General features: G+C 39.2%; 12 protein-coding genes and 1 other RNA gene. 11 read left to right on the top strand and 2 right to left on the bottom strand.

The window, feature by feature from the left end; all coding sequences use genetic code 11:
• The first annotated feature begins 22 nt into the window (after nt 1–22).
• From ACQKMF_RS17455 to ssrS, 4 genes are all read left to right on the top strand, one after another.
• Nucleotides 23–904: a mechanosensitive ion channel family protein gene (locus ACQKMF_RS17455; protein WP_260357700.1), complete on the top strand. Its 882-nt coding sequence runs from the start codon at nt 23–25 to the stop codon at nt 902–904.
• A 650-nt stretch (nt 905–1554) separates the two neighbouring features.
• Nucleotides 1555–2808 carry an MFS transporter gene (locus tag ACQKMF_RS17450; RefSeq protein WP_101222199.1) on the top strand — a complete coding sequence of 418 codons (1254 nt, stop codon included), beginning with the start codon at nt 1555–1557 and terminating at the stop codon, nt 2806–2808.
• A 212-nt stretch (nt 2809–3020) separates the two neighbouring features.
• The gene (locus ACQKMF_RS17445) at nt 3021–4502 is read left to right on the top strand and encodes a UDP-N-acetylmuramoyl-L-alanyl-D-glutamate--2,6-diaminopimelate ligase (protein ID WP_427574247.1); all 1482 of its coding nucleotides are present in this window, start codon (nt 3021–3023) and stop codon (nt 4500–4502) included.
• A 123-nt stretch (nt 4503–4625) separates the two neighbouring features.
• Nucleotides 4626–4812, top strand: a non-coding RNA gene (ssrS, locus tag ACQKMF_RS17440) — 6S RNA.
• Between the two features lie 146 nt (nt 4813–4958).
• On the opposite strand, the gene ACQKMF_RS17435 is transcribed toward ssrS, so the two are convergent.
• Nucleotides 4959–5501 carry a ribonuclease H-like YkuK family protein gene (locus ACQKMF_RS17435; RefSeq protein ID WP_230175939.1) on the bottom strand — a complete coding sequence of 181 codons (543 nt, stop codon included), beginning with the start codon at nt 5499–5501 and terminating at the stop codon, nt 4959–4961.
• A 685-nt stretch (nt 5502–6186) separates the two neighbouring features.
• On the opposite strand from ACQKMF_RS17435, the gene ACQKMF_RS17430 reads away from it, so the two are divergent.
• The 4 genes from ACQKMF_RS17430 (at nt 6187) to cobA (ending at nt 12887) form a co-directional block, all read left to right on the top strand.
• Nucleotides 6187–7392, top strand: a complete 1206-nt coding sequence (locus ACQKMF_RS17430; protein ID WP_427574245.1) for a nitrate/nitrite transporter — start codon at nt 6187–6189, stop codon at nt 7390–7392.
• A gap of 54 nt (nt 7393–7446) precedes the next feature.
• Nucleotides 7447–9768, top strand: a complete 2322-nt coding sequence (gene nirB / locus ACQKMF_RS17425) for a nitrite reductase large subunit NirB (protein ID WP_427574243.1) — start codon at nt 7447–7449, stop codon at nt 9766–9768.
• 87 nt (nt 9769–9855) lie between these two features.
• Nucleotides 9856–12006, top strand: coding sequence for an assimilatory nitrate reductase catalytic subunit NasC (nasC, locus tag ACQKMF_RS17420; protein ID WP_427574241.1), 2151 nt, complete (start codon nt 9856–9858; stop codon nt 12004–12006).
• Nucleotides 12007–12116: 110 nt separating this feature from the next.
• A complete protein-coding gene (gene cobA / locus ACQKMF_RS17415; RefSeq protein ID WP_427574239.1) occupies nt 12117–12887 on the top strand; it encodes a uroporphyrinogen-III C-methyltransferase in 771 nt (256 codons plus the stop codon).
• Nucleotides 12888–13067: 180 nt separating this feature from the next.
• Here the strand turns inward: cobA and ACQKMF_RS17410 are convergent, their stop codons facing one another.
• Entirely contained in the window at nt 13068–13394 is a 327-nt protein-coding gene (locus ACQKMF_RS17410; RefSeq protein ID WP_101222264.1) for a MerR family transcriptional regulator, read from the bottom strand.
• A 204-nt stretch (nt 13395–13598) separates the two neighbouring features.
• Here ACQKMF_RS17410 and nirB (ACQKMF_RS17405) point away from each other — a divergent pair, with 204 nt between their 5' ends.
• The 3 genes from nirB (ACQKMF_RS17405) to ACQKMF_RS17395 all read left to right on the top strand — a co-directional run bounded on the left by nirB (ACQKMF_RS17405) (nt 13599) and on the right by ACQKMF_RS17395 (nt 18164).
• A complete protein-coding gene (gene nirB / locus ACQKMF_RS17405) occupies nt 13599–16013 on the top strand; it encodes a nitrite reductase large subunit NirB (RefSeq protein WP_427574237.1) in 2415 nt (804 codons plus the stop codon).
• Between the two features lie 17 nt (nt 16014–16030).
• Nucleotides 16031–16348 carry a nitrite reductase small subunit NirD gene (gene nirD / locus ACQKMF_RS17400; RefSeq protein WP_101222192.1) on the top strand — a complete coding sequence of 106 codons (318 nt, stop codon included), beginning with the start codon at nt 16031–16033 and terminating at the stop codon, nt 16346–16348.
• A 199-nt stretch (nt 16349–16547) separates the two neighbouring features.
• On the top strand, nt 16548–18164 hold the full coding sequence (locus tag ACQKMF_RS17395; RefSeq protein WP_427574234.1) for a family 14 glycosylhydrolase: 1617 nt from the start codon (nt 16548–16550) through the stop codon (nt 18162–18164).
• The last annotated feature ends 143 nt before the right edge of the window (nt 18165–18307 follow it).

The following is an 18307-nucleotide window of genomic DNA, read 5'->3' as shown; positions in this document are numbered from 1 at the left end:
AAGTGAAATTGGAGTTGGGAACATGAATGTCTTGAAATTTACAGAGCGGGCTATGGATTATTTGCAAGAATTTTTGTTATTGAGGCTATTTATATTGGCTTTACTTTTATTGGCCGTTTATTATATTTTGAATAAAATGGTTGAATGGTTCTTTAAAAGATCTAATTTTTTTGTGGAAGAAGTTGAAAGAACGATACAGGGAGTTACCCGGTCTGCTCTTAGATACGGCATAGCAGGACTTTTCCTCATTTATCTGATTGGACAGTTTATAGACATAAAGGGAATCATGGCTGGAGCTGGAATTGTAGGGGTCGTTATAGGATTTGCGGCTCAGCAAATGCTTAAGGATATCTTATTGGGATTTGTAAGGCTTTCAGATAATGAATTCCGGGTGGGAAATTTCGTTACATTCAATGGGACAAGTTCAGGGACAATTGAAGAAATAGGTATCCGGTTCATGCAGATCAGGGAATGGTCAGGAAAATTGCTGACAATCCCTCACAGTGAAATCAGGACAATTCAAAATTTTAATAAAGGGAGAATGCGAATCATTGAGCGTATCACTGTAAGCTACCAAGAAAGTCCAGAAAAGGTAAAACGGCTGTTGGAGGATATATGCCTTATCTGTAATGAGAAGTATGGTGAAACCCTTCTAAGGCTAGAGGATGGTACACCTGAAGAGGATTTTAGATACATCGGCATTACGGATTTAAATCCGAATCTTAAATATGTTGGATATGAACTATGCATTGTGGGACTTGTGAAACCTGATGATTACTTTGAAACATCAAGGAGTGTGAGGTTTGAAATGATGACTGCTCTTCATGAGCATAAAATTCTAATGCCATCTTCCCATTTACTTGTACAGGGAAGTCCTAAACAAGAACGTATATTGGAGAACTAAAAGAAGAAACACAATTGCCTGAGGTATTCCGGGAATTATCATGAACTAATGATGGTGAGTGTAAGAAAGGACCGAAATTAGTGACAGTACCCGGGAACTTAAGGATATTAAACGCCTTCTTATAAAGAAAGTATTCGAACGTTGATTGGACCGTATAGCAATCGTTTTCCGCGGGCGGTCCGCCCTTTGCGCCTGTGAGGTCTCCTTTGCACCGCTTTCCCCACAGGAGTCTCGAACTCCCGATCAATAAACTGGAACGTTTTTAAATGAAAAATCTGAAGGCAATCTTGCTTTATTCGAGTTGTCTCCGATCTGTGGCTTTCTTTTATAGGGAGCCTTTTTTTATGCGGGGAATTGCACAAACTTTTCTGGAAAATGTTTTTGTTTATAAATTTCACCTTGATTTATCAGATTAAATAGATTATTATCAAATTAGCATAAAATGGAAGGGTGACCTTTAAACAATGATCATTTAATCCTATTCTTTAAGAGAAAAAATGCGTGCTAAATACGAACTTTTTTTCTGGATAGGATTAGTCTGTACTAAAATACAAACAAAGATCATTGTGTTCCGTCCATTAGGGATCTTTTAGTTTGTTAATTTTGTATTGTACTGCCTCCTGTCCAGAAATCTCACAGGAGGTTTTTATATGGAAAAAAACACATCCGTAACATTAAGTAATAAGGAACCTAACATTTTTAAAAATCGTGTATTCCGGGCCATTATCTTTTCTGGCCTGTTTTTACAAATAGGGATATGGGTACGGAATTTTGCAGTTTTGTTGTTCGTCATGGAAAAGACAAACGGGGATGCTTTTGCCATTTCCATGATATCAGTAGCGGAATTTGCTCCCATCTTTATTTTTTCATTCATTGGAGGGACGTTTGCGGACCGCTGGAGTCCGAAAAAAACGATGGTTTGGTGTGATATATTAAGTGCAATATCTGTATTTGCTGTGCTAATCTCGCTTATCTTTGGCAGTTGGAAAATGGTATTCTTCGCAACTTTGATTTCGGCGATACTTTCTCAATTTTCTCAGCCATCAGGCATGAAGCTATTTAAGATGCATTTGCCTGAAAGTCAAATTCAGACAGGGATGTCCGTTTATCAGACCGTCTTCGCAGTATTTATGGTTTTAGGTCCGATTCTCGGTACATTTGCCTTCCAATCATTCGGGATAAACATCTCGATTGCGATTACTGGCCTGGCGTTTTTACTTTCAGCTGGAGCACTCGCCTTTCTTCCAAAAGATCGTAAACTGAATGAAGAGACAGCAAAAACAACGTTATGGCAGGAAATGAAAAGCGGAGTGAGCTATGTGTTGCGAAAAAAAGAACTAAGTTTGCTTGGATTATGTTTTCTGGCAGCCGGGCTTGGACTGGGTTTCATTCAGCCACTTTCTATATTTCTCGTTACCGAACAACTGGAACTTCCTAAGGAAAATTTGCAATGGTTATTTATGGTGAATGGGTTTGGTATGATTTTAGGCGGAGCTGGGGTGATGATTTTTGCCAAAAAAGTGGCACCTCAGAGATTATTAGCATTCGGAATGCTTGTGAATGCCATTGGATTAGCGGTAATGGGACTTTCGACAAATCTTTGGATTACACTTACTGCCGAGTTCTTTAATGGACTAATGCTGCCTTGTATCCAAATCGGTATCAATACATTGATATTGCAGAGAACCGAAGGCGAGTTCATTGGAAGGGTCAATGGAATTTTAAGCCCATTATTCACTGGATCGATGGTTTTGACCATGAGTGCGGCAGGCGTGCTGAAAGAGCAATTTTCACTCGTCGCCATATTTGAAACCGCAGCTTTCTTTTTTATTATAGGAATGTTTTTCATTTTGCCATTGTACAATCAAAAGGCCGAATCCAAACCACTGGAAATCCAATCGTAAGTATCCTGCGGTGTGCCCACACCTCTATACAGCAATAGCCAAGAAAAGCAGCCTTATCGGCTGCTTTTCTTTTTACTGTTCAACTAACAAATTCTGGTTTAACAATTATTTTTAGAGTACTGGTAAATACTAAAAATGGCATGTTGGAACTTATGCATTTCATTTTCAAAAAAAGTTAGGTGAATAGCTTAAATGAAAAAGGAGAAAAGTTAATGATCCTTAAAGACATATTGAAAGATGCGATCAACTGGGATTTGCCAAAGGACGTTGAACATATATCCATCGCAGGTGTAACCGATAACTCTAAAGAAATAAAAAAGGGATACCTTTTTGTTGCCGTAACCGGATATAAGTCAGATGGCCATAATTACATTAAAGATGCAATTCGTTTAGGGGCATCAGCTGTGATTGGCGATCGCGATATTAAGGGTTTGGAAGTTCCTTATTTACGAGTGGAGAACAGCCGTAAAGCATTAGGGCTAATCGCCAAAAGGTTTTATGGAGATCCAAGCAAGCAAAAAATAATGATAGGAATTACAGGTACCAATGGAAAAACCACAACGAGTTATATGCTTCAGCAAATATTGAAAGAAAATGGGTTAACCTGTTCCGTCATTGGTACGATACAGCATATTATCAATGGAAACAAAGTCGATTCCCATAATACGACTCCAGGTAGCATGGAGTTGAATTCCTTACTGGCTGCAAGTAGGGACATGGTTGTCATAATGGAAGTGTCTTCACATGGATTAGCTCAATACCGTTTAGAAGGAATTGAATTTGATTTCTGTGTCTTCACGAATTTGTATCATGACCATCTCGACTTCCACGGTACGATGGAGGATTATTTCCTGGCAAAATTACTTCTATTTGAAAAATTGAAACCTAATGGTCTTGCGATCATCAATGGGGATGATTTCTGGGGAGAAAGACTACAAGAATACTTACGGGAAAAGAACGTCAGTGCCTTTGTCTTTGGAAAATCCAATCGCTTCGATTTAACCATCACCAATTATAATACTGCAACAAATCCCTTTATTTTATTGAATGAGAATCATGACTTTGTGAAAATTGAGTTACCTTTACCTGGACTTCATAATTTATATAACGCGACTGCCGCCTATTCCGTAGCGAAGATGTTTCCAATTTCAAAAAAGGAAATTCTCACTTCATTGAAACAATTTTCCGGTGTGCCTGGAAGGTTTGAAATGTATAAGAAAGAATATGGACCGACAATCGTCATCGATTATGCACATACTGCAGATGCCATACATCACATGCTTCAAACTGCCAAAGAATGCGGAGCCAAAAAAATTTATCATATCTTTGGTTTCCGAGGTGGACGAGATACAACCAAAAGGGCTGAAATGGTTAAAGTATCATCGGAACATAGTGATGTTTCCATTTTGACGATGGATGATCTGAATTCGGAGGGAATGGAGGGGATGGAATCGACACTAAATAAACTGAAAAGCGATTACTCTGCTGGAAATGGGAAGGTTATTCCTGATAGAACACTTGCTATACAGGAGGCGATACAAGCTGGAAAGGAAGGGGATTGGATTATAATTACAGGTAAAGGAATTGAGAGGTATGAACAAAATTTTGGACTGCCTACTATTTCTGACAAAGAAACGGTATTATATCTGCAAAATAAAGACGAAGGGGATTTTATCGGTTATTTTGATCAATAGTTTGATTGTAACGAATGCTATTATAAAGGGCTAATACGACGTCCATTCCCTTAGTCAGCCATAGGTTATTAATATGGTGATAATTAACATTGTAACATATGAGGAATTCAAGTATTATAACAATACAAGCTGCACTGTTCGTAATGATAATAAAGTTTTAACCTTTAAGCTGTAATAGGGAGTTTTATATTGAAACAGGAATGTTATGCCTCGTCACTGACTTGGACAACAGGATTATTTCTGCAAACACCCACTTTGAGGAGTGGTGGTTTAAAACTTTCTTACTGAATACGGCAATGGCGGCTTATATCTTTAAATGTTGAAGCCGGTCTCGGTCTGAGGCCGGTTTTTTGCTGTTTTCAAATACCGTACAATAAGAATTGTCTTGATTTATTTTCACAGCCCTTTACAAATTCAGTGTAGGTTGATTTGGAATATTACATTTTCTAAAGACATCTACTCTTGTTTTGTATATCGGTTGGCATAACTTGAAGCGACGAAAGCATTGGGTTTGATTTTCGGTTCCACGCCCATGGATTCCATCCTGGCTACCATTTCTTTTACAAACTCACTGGTTTTGTTCCGCTTTCCAATCCCGATATCAATATGCCCCTCCATCGTGAACGTTGCCCCTTGGTATACAGCAGGCAGGACAATATCGATTAATTGGTTTTTTCTTTCTTCTGTAAACAGTGACACAATCTCCTCCGTTAACGACAATTCTTGGGAAATACGTTCATGTAAATGCAGCATCCTTCTAGGAATCATCACTTTTCTTATACAACCCCATACACCTTTTCCGACCTGCCGTATCACGATGCCCGTAATGAAAACAGTATGTTTTTTATGTACTTGCGAATCTGTACCGACCATTAATCGATAGTTACCGGAAGGGTTCAATTTCATGAACTCAACAATATGAACGAATACCTCTTCAAATGACATGTCTTTTTTCTGAAGATTTTGAAATGGGATGTTATGAAATGGATATTGCTTCATATTATTGCACCCAACCTTTCCCCGGATATAATCAGATTATTAAATCTCATGCCGCTCATAACACATCATATGAAAAAGTTCCTTATTTCGTGCTGTGTGAAGAACCCGCCTTCTAATGAAGATTCAATCATCATATTAAGCTAATCTCGCTGAATAGATATCACCTCTAGTTTTATTTCTTCTATTTTAAACAAAAAGACTGTAGGCAAAAGGATTTCTATCATAATAGTTATAACAAAGTTGATTGGAGCGTGTGTTCGAGACCCCTGCGGGAAAAGTGTGTGCCTGGAGTGGAAATTAACGGACCAATATTAAAACTGTAAACAAACTCAATTAAATAGTCGTGTTGATCTACAGTCTGGAAGAGAAGCTTAAGCATTAGGCTTCTCTTTTTTTGTATGGAGATAATGGAAAAGTTATTGGAGGTATCTTTGGTATATCTCCTGCCATAACTTAAACAAGATTGGGACTACACCTCACCTAAGTAAACCACATTATCATTCGATTTATATAGGAAAAACGAAATGAAATTATTAAATTTTAACCAATAACGACTTCAAAGTATTCACATTTTATAACTTACAAAAAAAGTGTGTAATGTTTTCTGACATAAACAAAGAAATCTTGCTTTTATAAGAGTAAAATAAACGAATATTCAATTAATAAAGTATTGGAGAGATGAAAAGTGAAAATATCTGAATTGAAAAAAAGCGGTCATGCTCCGTCATTATTAGCTTCATTCCTTTATTTTGATATCAGTTTTATGATTTGGGTATTATTAGGTGCACTTGGTGTCTATATTACAAAGGATTTCGGGCTTTCCCCAGCTGAAAAAGGCTTGATTGTGGCTATTCCGATTTTGGGAGGCTCGTTTTTTCGAATCGTCCTAGGTTTTTTGACTGATCGCATCGGTCCGCGGAAAACAGCGATCGGCGGGATGCTTGTTACGATGATTCCGCTTTTTTGGGGTTGGTTATTCGGAGAAAGTTTAGCCGAGCTTTATTTAATTGGGATTTTGCTCGGAGTGGCAGGTGCAAGTTTTGCTGCAGCACTTCCAATGGCCAGCCGCTGGTACCCCCCGCATTTGCAGGGTCTAGCGATGGGCATTGCGGGAGCCGGTAACAGCGGAACTCTTTTTGCGACATTGTTTGGACCGCGTATTGCAGAGTCTCTTGGCTGGCATAATGTTATGGGATTAGCTTTGATTCCTTTAACCATCGTGTTTGTCATTTATATTTTAATCGCAAAAGACGCACCATCTCAACCGCCTGCAAAACCGCTCAAGGAATATTTCAATGTATTTAAAATAAGGGATACGTGGTATTTCTGTATTCTTTACAGTGTGACTTTTGGGGGCTTTGTCGGGTTTACCAGCTTTTTAAGCATCTTTTTTGTTGATGAGTATGGGCTAACACGAATTAGGGCTGGGGAATTTGTTACATTATGTGTCATCGCCGGAAGCTTCTTTCGTCCCGTCGGAGGATATATTGCCGATAAAATAGGTGGAGTTAAGCTGCTTATGTTTTTATTTATTGGACTCACATTATGTATGTTTGGGATTAGTTTTCTTTATTCCCTTACTGTCGTTACGATTCTGTTGTTCATCGGAATGCTATTTCTCGGTATGGGCAACGGGGCTGTCTTTCAGTTAGTTCCACAGCGGTTTTCTAAAGAAATTGGTTTTATCACAGGAATTGTAGGAGCTGCCGGAGGTGTTGGCGGATTCTTGGTTCCAAACATACTAGGAACGTTAAAACAGATTACTGGCACATATGCTACAGGATTTTTAGTATTTTCCGCAGTTGGAATCGTGGCGTTGCTTATCCTGGGTCTAGCTCAGCTTTCATGGAAAAAAACGTGGGTACTCGGAAAGAATTCAGTTAAGATTTAGAATTTTGTTTACAAATTATATCGGCTTGTTTCAGTACTTAATTGGGGGGATAAAATGTTTAAACAAAAACTGGTCCTTATAGGCAACGGAATGGCGGGATTACGCTGTGTTGAATCAATTATCAGGAATGATCCGGCTGCTTTTGAGATTACTGTTTTCGGCAGTGAACCACACGTCAACTATAACCGAATCTTATTGTCGACTGTGCTCCAAGGCAACACTTCTTTTGAAGATATTACGATAAATGATCGAAACTGGTATACGAAGAACAATATCCAATTGTTCACAGGGGAAACGGTTGTAAAAATTGATAAAGAGACTCGGAAGTTAAAAACGGACAAAGAAAGGGAAGTTTACTACGATAAGCTGATAATTGCCACAGGTTCTGTCCCGTTTATTCTTCCTGTTACCGGTGTTGATAAAGAAGGCGTCATAGCATTTCGGACGATTGAAGATTGCCAAAAGATGATTGAAACTTCACGCAAATATAAAAAAGCTGTCGTTATCGGAGGTGGTTTATTAGGTTTAGAAGCAGCGAGAGGGCTGTTAAACCTTGGTATGGAAGTGCATGTCGTTCATATTGCTGACCATTTAATGGAAAGGCAGCTTGATTCAAAGGCATCACTTTTGCTGCAAAAAGAGTTGGAAAACCAGGGAATGAATTTTCTTTTGAAAAAGGAAACACAGGAGTTAATCGGCAACGAACGTGTAGAGCGCGTCCGTTTTAAAGACGGAACGGAGCTGGAAGCAGATTTGGTCGTTATGGCTGTGGGAGTCAGACCGAATATTCAGTTGGCCAAAGAAAGCGGAATTGATACAAATCGTGCCATTATTGTAAACGATTATTTAGAAACCAGCATCCCAAATATTTATGCGGTTGGTGAATGTGCTGAACATCAAGGCATTGTTTATGGACTGGTGAAACCTCTATATGAACAGGGTGAAGTGCTGGCAAAGCATATTTGTGAGATGAAATGCAACGGATACCAAGGCTCGGTCCTGTCAACCCAGTTGAAAATATCAGGAGTTGAGTTATTCTCTGTTGGAGATTTCCTTGGTGATGTAACAACGAAATCAATCACAACTATTGATGAATTAGATGGTGTTTATAAAAAGGTGGTTTTTCAAGGGAAAAAAATAATAGGTGCTGTGCTGTATGGAGATACAAACATCAGCTCGCGATTACTCGATATGATTTTAAAGCGCCAATTAGTATCATCAGAGGAAAAGCGTGCACTGTTCCAATCACCAAGTACGGGTGAGGGAATAATCGCTTCGATGGCAAACCATGAAATCATGTGCAATTGTAATGCTGTTTCAAAAGGTGCAATCATTGAAGCGGTTCAAAAAAAGGGATTAACAACAGTGGAACAAGTTAAACAATGCACAAAGGCTACCGGTTCTTGCGGTGGATGTAAGCCGGCAGTTACCGAGCTTTTGACCTATATTCAAAGTAATCTCTCTACTCAGGATGAGAAACAAACTGCGTTTTGCTCATGTACTACATTAACGGAAGATGAAGTCGTGTATAAAATGCAGCTCCAAGACTTAAAAACTGTCGAAGAAGCAATGGATGTTCTTCAATGGGGAAATGACGGAGGCTGTTCAACTTGCCGGCCGGCCCTTAGCTATTATTTAGGGATGATTCACCCAGAATACGAGACCAGGCAGCAAACCCTATTCATAAATGAAAAAAAGAATGCAACAGTTCAAAGTGATAATCGATACTCTATTATCCCGCAAATGTACGGCGGGATGACGAATGCGAAAGACTTGCGAAAAATTGCAAATGTTGCAGATAAATATGATATATCTCATGTGGCGGTAACAAGTGAACAAAGGATTCATTTAATGGGTGTGAAAAAAGAAGACCTTCCAGGTGTGTGGGCTGATTTAGACATGCCGTTAAGTTCGAAATATGGTAACACCGTTCAAAACGTCAAAACATGTATCGGTGAGAATGTTTGCTCTTGTGAAAAACAGCAATCCCTTTTACTTGCTGTAGATTTGGAAAAAAGATTGGAGCATGTATCAACACCTTATCGTATTAAGATGGGCATATCTGCTTGTATGCATAACGGTGCAGGATCAACAACGAAAGATATAGGTGTCATGGGCGTTGACAGGGGCTGGGAAATATATGTGGGCGGAAGCAGCGGACGTAATATTCGTGCCGGTGAACTGTTATGTATAGCCGGGACAAATGATGAAGCAATTGAAATCATCATCGGCTTTATTCAATATTATCGTGAAACAGCCAATTACTTAGAACGGACTTGGCAATGGATTGAACGAGTGGGTTTAATTCATGTTAGAGAAGTTTTGTTTGATAATGAACTTAGCCAGCAACTATCTCAACGATTAGAAATGGCGTAGATGAGTGAATGAACTAAGTGGAAATACCTTTAGATAAACGGATAATGTTTGTATCAGAAGAAATCAAAGAGTAGAGGGTGAGCAGCCTTGACTGAATTATTATTAAAATATTTCCGCACGAAGCAACAAGAGGTCCAATCAGAAAAACGATATGAAACACAATGTCCATTTTGCAGTATGCAATGTAAGATGCAGCTGTTGGAACAAACAATAGTGACAAGAAAAAAGTATATGACGATTGGAAAAGATAATCCAACCTCAGAGGGGCGCTTATGCATTAAAGGAATGAATGCACACCAACATGCATTGCATAACGACCGAATCAAATACCCATTACTTAAAAAAAATGGTGAATTTATTCGAATATCTTGGGAGGAGGCATTAAATCACATTAAGGAGAATTTCACAAGAATTCAAGCGGAAGATGGTGTAAATGCCTTATCTGTATATGGGAGTGCATCCATTTCAAATGAAGAAGCATATTTGCTTGGAAAATTTGCAAGAGTAGCTTTAAAAACAAAGTATATAGATTATAATGGCCGATTGTGCATGTCCGCAGCTGCTTCGGCAGCAAGCCAAACGTTTGGTATGGACAGGGGCCTAACCAACAGCTTATCAGAGGTTCCGTTCACAAAGTGCATTATCTTGGCGGGCACGAATATTGCGGAATGCCAGCCGACAATCATGCCATACTTCGAAAAAGCGAAACAAAATGGGGCATATATCATTGCTGTAGATCCAAGAGAAACAGCAACAACGAAAATGGCCGACTTACATCTAAAAGTAAAACCAGGGATGGATGCCGCCTTGGCAAACGGATTATTGAAAGTGATCATTGAAGAAGGTTTTACTGATGAAGCATTTATCCGGGACCGTGCAAATGGCTACAACGAAGTTAAAGAGTATGTTACATCTTTAAAGTTGGAGGAAATTGCAGAAATGACAGGGGTGCCTATCGACCAAATTCAAAAAGCGGCTGCAATGTTCGGTAAAGAAGAATCAGGAATGATTTTTACAGCAAGGGGAGTTGAACAGCAAACAGATGGTTCGGCCGCCGTTCGTAATTTTCTTAATATTCTTATTGCTACAGGGAAAATAGGAAAAATGAATTCCGGTTATGGAGCTATCACTGGACAGGGAAATGGGCAGGGAGCAAGAGAACATGGCCAAAAGGCTGACCAGCTGCCGGGGTATCGTATGATTGAAAATGAGGAACATAGATTACATATTGCAAGAATATGGGGAATTGATGAAGCCGATTTGCCGCGTAAAGGCGTATCGGCATACGAATTGATAGAGAAGATAAATGAAGGTGAAATTACAGGCATGTTTTTAATGTGTTCCAATCCAATTGTTTCAAATCCCAATGCTAACTTTGTCAAAAAGGCTTTGAAAAAATTAAAGTTTCTTGTCGCAGTAGACATGTTCGTTTCTGAAACTGCTAGATTGGCAGATTTAATTTTACCTACTTCGTCTTATTTAGAGGATGAAGGAACGATGACAAATTTAGAAGGACGGGTGACCTTGCGGGAAGCCAGTTTTTCCTCCCCTGGGGAAGTGAAGCATGATTGGCAAATCATTTGTGATATAGCAAAAGCTCTTGGAAAAGAGGAGTATTTCCCCTTTCAATCTGCGAAAGAGATTTTCGAAGAATTGAGAGTGGCAAGCCGCGGGGGGACCGCTGATTATTATGGTATAACATATGATCGATTAAGAAAAGAAGGAGGCATATTGTGGCCATGCCCAACCATTGACCATAAAGGGACAAAAAGGTTATTTGAAAAGTCCTTTGCCCATCCGGATGGAAAGGCGGCCATGGTTGTGGTTAATAATGTGCCTCTTGTTCCAAAAGAACAGCCATGTTCGGATTTTCCCCTTTATTTAACAACAGGGAGAATCATGTCACATTATTTAACAGGAGTACAAACGAGAAAAAGCTCATCATTAGCCGCAAGAAATTTCGAATCATATATGGAAATCCATCCGGAAACAGCAAAGAAATATCATATTCCAGACAATACATTGGTGAAAATCGAATCAAGGCGGGGAAGTATTGTTGTAAGAAGCAAATGGTCAGCAACCATTCGCCATGATACAATTTTCGTTCCTTTTCATTGGGCAGACTCACAAAATGTCAATCGCCTCGTTTCACAGGATTTAGACCCGACATGCAAAATGCCTGGCTTTAAAGTCAGTGCTGTAAAAGTTCATCCAATAGTTGAGTTAACGTCTCATTAAGGGAGATTTTCTTCCCGTTCATCATAATGTATTTTTGGTTTTATCATAATTGAACAGCAGAGCCTAATTACACAGGGCTTTCATGACTAAACAACAAAAGGGGAAAAAGGATGCAAAAAGGTAAGGTCTATATTGTTGGTGCCGGACCTGGTGATCCGGACTTAATTACTGTCAAGGCAATCAAATTCATCGCGGAAGCGGATGTCATCTTGTATGATCGATTGGTAAATCGTGAATTGCTTTTATACGGTAAACCTGAAGCTGAATATATTTATTGCGGTAAAGCGCCTGGTAAACATTATGTCCCTCAAGAGGACATTCACCAATTGTTAATTAGTAAATCAATGGAGGGAAAAACGATTGTTCGTCTAAAAGGGGGAGATCCTTTCATCTTTGGACGAGGCGGTGAGGAAGCAGAAGTACTAGTAAAGCACGGAATTCAATTTGAAATAGTTCCTGGAATCACGTCTGGAATCGCTGCGCCAGCTTATGCTGGAATTCCCGTGACTCACAGGGAATGGGGGAGTTCCTTCGCAATTGTCACGGGACACTGCGTGACCGGCAAACCTGATAACATCAATTGGCATCATTTGGCACATGGTGTTGACACCATTGCAATTTATATGGGTATTAAAAACCTGCCATATATCTGTAAACAATTACAATCCTGCGGAAAGAAGCCTGAAACCGCCATCGCTGTCATTGAACAAGGAACGACAGGTTTTCAACGAACTTTTACAGGAACAATCGACTCAATAGTGGGGATTATTACAAGAGAGCAGGTTGCCAATCCCGCAATGATTGTAATAGGAGAAGTGGTGAAATTATCCGAGAAGCTATCATGGTTTTCAGAGAAGACAAAAGATAAGGAGTTCGCTTAGAAGAGGAATGATTAGCCAAAAAACTTTTACTGTAATGAAAATGAAAACTGGACATGAAAGTCATCATGTCCAGTTTTTATAGATGTAAAGTGAATTTGTTACCTGGCTAATCGAAGTTTGAAATATGCATAGTTACGGTATGTAGTGAATCGGCTTATAATTGCGGTTGCTTAGCGAAAATCAATTGCGTAGGCCAAAGTGTGCATTTAATTGGCCCTGCAGCATTTTTTTTCGCATTTTTTCCTGTTCAATTTTTCTGTTCTCTTTTAATTTTTCCTGCCTAATTTCATTGGTTTGCACTCCATCCTCTATTTTATCGGCAATTTCCACTAATGCCTTAACGTCGGAAAAAGAGTATTTACGGTTACCCCCCTTAGATCTTTCGGGGAAAACGAGTTTTCTTTCTTCATAGTAACGGATTTGTCTATCGGATAGTCCGGTTAATTCTCTGACCACCCCTATGGAAATTACTTTTCTGTCTAAATAAGTTTCTTTTTGCTGGACGATGAAAATCACCTCATTTTGGATTTGTGCTAGATCAATAAGGATATTATATCCTAATTTTCTGAATATTTGTAATAAAAACTAACATTAATTATTAATTTTTAAAAACTATGTAAGATTTTATTACACACTTGTGGCAATAAAAAGTGACGTCACCTATAATCAATCATATCATCCTTTCAAAAAAATCTTATTGGAGGACAAAACATGGCTAAGCAGAAATTGGCACTTATTGGGAATGGTATGGCTGGAGTAAGATGTATAGAAGAAATTTTGAAAATTCAACCGGAAATGTTTGAGGTGACTGTCTTCGGAAGTGAGCCGCATCCGAATTATGATCGAATCCAACTATCGAATGTATTGCAAGGGGCTACGACGATAGATGATATAACAATAAATGATTGGAACTGGTACAAAGAAAACAATATTACACTTTTTTCAGGTGAAACTGTCACGAACATCGACACCACTAAGCAAATCATATATTCAGATGCAAATCGTGAAGTCGCATATGATCGATTAATTTTAGCTACCGGATCAATCCCATTCATTTTACCGATAAACGGAGCTGATAAAAAAGGAGTGACAGCATTTCGAAATATTGAAGACTGTGAAAAAATGATCGAATATTCAAAAAACAACAAAAAGGCTGCTGTCATTGGTGGAGGATTACTGGGTCTTGAAGCAGCCAGGGGTCTTTTGAATCTAGGTATGCAGGTAGATGTTATTCACCTTTCGGAATATTTGATGGATAGACAGTTAGATCCAGCAGCAGGAAAAATGCTGCAAAGGGAACTTGAAAGCCAGGGGATGAATTTTTATCTTGGGAAACAGACTCAGGAGGTTTTAGGTGAAATTGATGTCAAAGGATTGCGCTTTAGTGATGGCGAGGAAATCAGCGCCGATTTAGTAGTCATGGCCGTTGGGATTAAGCCAAATGTTGCTATGGCCCAAGATTGCGGCATCCCTGTCAATCGAGGAATTATCGTGAACGATTATATGGAGACAAGAATCCCGAATATTTTTGCAGTCGGTGAATGTGCGGAACACCGTGAAATGGTATATGGTTTGGTCGCTCCCCTATATGAACAGGGCAAAGTATTAGCCAAAAGGATTTGCGGCCTCGAAGACAAAGCTTACGAGGGTTCAGTGCTCTCTACTAAGTTAAAAATATCTGGTGTTGATGTATTTTCGGCTGGAGAAATTTTCGAGGATGAACAAGCTAAATCAATCAAGGAATTTAATGAATGGAATGGCACTTACAAAAAAGTAATGATTCGAAATGGAAAAATTTCTGGTGCGGTATTATTCGGGGATACAAAGGAAAGCAATAACCTATTGAGCATGATCAATAAAAATGCCGAGGTTTCCGAATATTTAAACGCTGGAACGAGTGAAACTAGTGTTAGTCTTGTCACTGCGATGTCAAATGAGGAAATCATCTGTGGTTGTAATGGAGTAACCAAGGGCGATATTATGACGGCTATCGAATCTAATGGGTTAACAAGTATTGAGGAAGTAAAAGGCTGCACAAGTGCTTCGAGATCATGCGGAGGGTGTAAGCCGTTAGTCGGCGATATTCTTGAGCTGACATTAGGCGCTGAATTCAGTAAGTCAAACCAGAAGGAATCCATATGCACGTGCACCACATTATCCAGAGATGAGGTTGTTGCTGAAATACGCGAAAAAAATCTGACCCATACTCGGGAAGTCATGAATGTTCTCGGCTGGAATACAAGTGATGGTTGCTCGAAGTGTAAACCGGCACTGAACTATTACTTAGGCATGATCCATCCTGTTGAATATGAAGATGAAAAAGAATCCCGCTATGTCAATGAAAGGCTACATGCAAATATTCAAAAGGATGGTACATTTTCCGTTGTGCCAAGAATGTATGGAGGTGTCACTAATCCTGATCAATTACGGAAAATAGCAAATGTTGCCGATAAGTATAATGTTAAGTTACTTAAGGTTACAGGCGGGCAAAGAATAGATTTGTTCGGCGTTGAAAAAGAAGACCTTCCAAAAGTATGGGCTGACCTGGATATGCCTTCTGGATATGCTTATGGAAAAACCCTTCGAACTGTGAAAACATGCGTCGGTGAAAACTTTTGCCGCTTTGGCACCCAAGATTCAATTGGGCTGGGCATTGCCCTGGAGAAGAAATTTGAACGTGTAGGCACACCGCATAAGGTTAAGATGGCTGTGTCGGCATGTCCTCGTAATTGTGCTGAATCCGGTATCAAAGATCTTGGTGTTGTCGGAGTGGACGGTGCATGGGAAATTTATATTGGCGGCAACGGCGGAACCCATTTAAGAGCTGCTGAATTATTATGCAAAGTGAAAACAAGTGATGAGGTAATTGAAATTACGGGTGCATACATCCAACATTATCGAGAGACTGCCAATTATTTAGAAAGAACATCTGTCTGGGTTGAGCGTGTAGGGTTCGATACCATTAAGGCGATTATTGGTGATAAGCAAAAAAGGATGGAGCTTAATCAACGCTTGGATGAGGCCTTATCCGTATTGCAAGAACCGTGGAAAGAAATCATTGAGAGCAATGCAATCCAAACCGGTTTATTCCAAAAAGTGAAAATTCCAGCTATATCAAATAAATGAATATGGGGGCAGCCTAAATGGGGAAAACTCTTCAAAAGATAAAGGTTTCAACAGTAAATGAGATGCCAAAAAACCTGGGGAAAACAGTAACCATAGGCTCTCATGAAATTGCTCTTTTTCATTTGGCAAATGGTGAATTCCGGGCCATTGAAAATCGTTGCCCACATAAAGGTGGGGTTCTAGTGGAAGGCATTGTAAGTGGTGATCACGTCTTTTGCCCGATGCATGACTGGAAAATCAGTGTCAAGAATGGAGAAGTCCAAAAACCTGATAATGGTTGCGTTAGGACATTCAATGTTGAAATAGAAGATGATAATGTTTATATCGTTTTATAACCAGCTGCTCTGGATAGTCTCTTAGACTATCCATTTTTTCTTTGCTGTGTTTTGAACTAAATTTCCCTGGCAGAATAATTGATAAATATTTCCAAAGGCAATATACTTTCTAGTATAGGAATTCCTTTATTAAAACGAATGAATGTAAGCGATTTCGATGAACGAATGAATAAAGTTATAGGGGAAGGTTGGCGTTTTTATGAACAAATTATCTGTTGGTGTTTTTACCTTTATGCTGTATTTTGTTCCTTTATCAAATACACCTGGAATAGCAGAAGTAAAACCAGATTACAAGCTTTATGTAATGGCCCCATTGGGTGAAATAACAGATTGGGAGGCATTTGAAGCACAGTTAACCCAGTTGAAGGAAAATGGAGTATATGCAATAACGACAGATATTTGGTGGGGATTAGTCGAGAGTAAAAAAGATAATCAGTTTGATTGGTCTTATTATAAAAAATACGCTGATACCGTAAAAGCTTCTGGTTTAAAATGGGTACCCATTTTGTCTACACATCAATGCGGCGGTAATGTGGGGGACGATTGCAACTATCCCATCCCGAGTTGGCTCTGGAATAAAGACACTCTAGAAAACATGGCATTCAAAAGTGAAAGTGGTTTCTGGAATAAGGAAGTACTTGCTCCATGGTGGGAAGGTACAGCCGATCAGTACAACGAATTGTATAAATCCTTTGCAGTGAACTTTGCTGATAAGAAGGATTTAATAGCTAAAATATATTTAAGTGCAGGGCCAGCTGGGGAACTAAGATACCCCTCCTATCAAAATGCTGATGGCTGGGAATATCCTGAAAGGGGACAGCTCCAAGCTTATACAGAAGGAGCGAAACGTGATTTCAGGCTTAACATGAGAGAAAAATATTCAACAATAAAAAAATTAAATGCTGCCTGGGGCAAAACGTATAAAAACTGGAAAGAGGTTCAGCCGCCAGGAAATGGGGATGAATTTTTCACCAGGGGCGGAGCAATCGACACTCAATTTGGATACGACTTTATGCAATGGTATCAAGGTGCACTCGAAAAGCATCTTGCAAAAATCTCTAAATTTGCCCATAAACATTTTGATGAAGTCTTTGGCGTTCCAATTGGAGCTAAAATCTCCGGCGTCCATTGGAAAATGAATGATCCAGTACTGCCGCATTCAGCAGAGTATAGTGCAGGGTATTATAACTACTCCCGATTATTGAATCAATTTAAAAAATCGAAGATGGCCCTCACGTTCACCTGTTTGGAAATGGGAGATCAAGATGCACATACTGCGCCTTCATATAGCGCTCCTAAGACGTTGGTGACCCATATTGCTTCTTTGGCTAATGAAAAAGGAATTTCATTAAACGGGGAAAATGCACTCCCGCTGATCAACAATGAAGCGGGCTTTGACAATATAGCAGAAATGGTTTTTAACCATGATTTTGAGGGATTTACCTTGCTAAGGATGTCCTATTTATTCGACGATGAAGGAAATCCAACAAATGAGTTCAGGATGATGGCTGATAAATTGAAAGGCATGTCCATTCCAGTTACATTCACAGTTGAAAATGTACCTGCCACACATGGAGTTTACTTAATTGGGGATAGAGGAGAAATAGGCAGATGGAATCCTGAGGATTACGAATATAAACTCACTCAAAGCACAGAAGGCAGCTGGAGTGGAACATTTCTTTTAGCCGCAAATCGATTTTATGAATTCAAGTTCGTCCTAAAAGATGAAAATGGCAATATCACATGGCAAGATGGGGAAAATAATAGTTATAAAACTCCTTTGAGTGGAGAAGGAAACTTTAAAACTGCTTGGTAAATGAAGAAATAAAACCATTTTATACAAAAATGGCGGTTCGAAAAGCTCTCACAACCATGTTCTATAGGTAAACTTAGTTATCCATCTTGTTTTTACACATAAATATATGGATGAACCCCTGAATAGGTTGAAGAAATTTGCGA

Origin of the sequence: Peribacillus sp. NPDC101480 (assembly GCF_050277335.1) — a bacterium.
Taxonomy (GTDB): Bacteria; Bacillota; Bacilli; order Bacillales; family DSM-1321; genus Peribacillus.
Note: the sequence above shows the minus strand (reverse complement) of the source record. Positions and strands in the feature narration are given on the sequence as shown.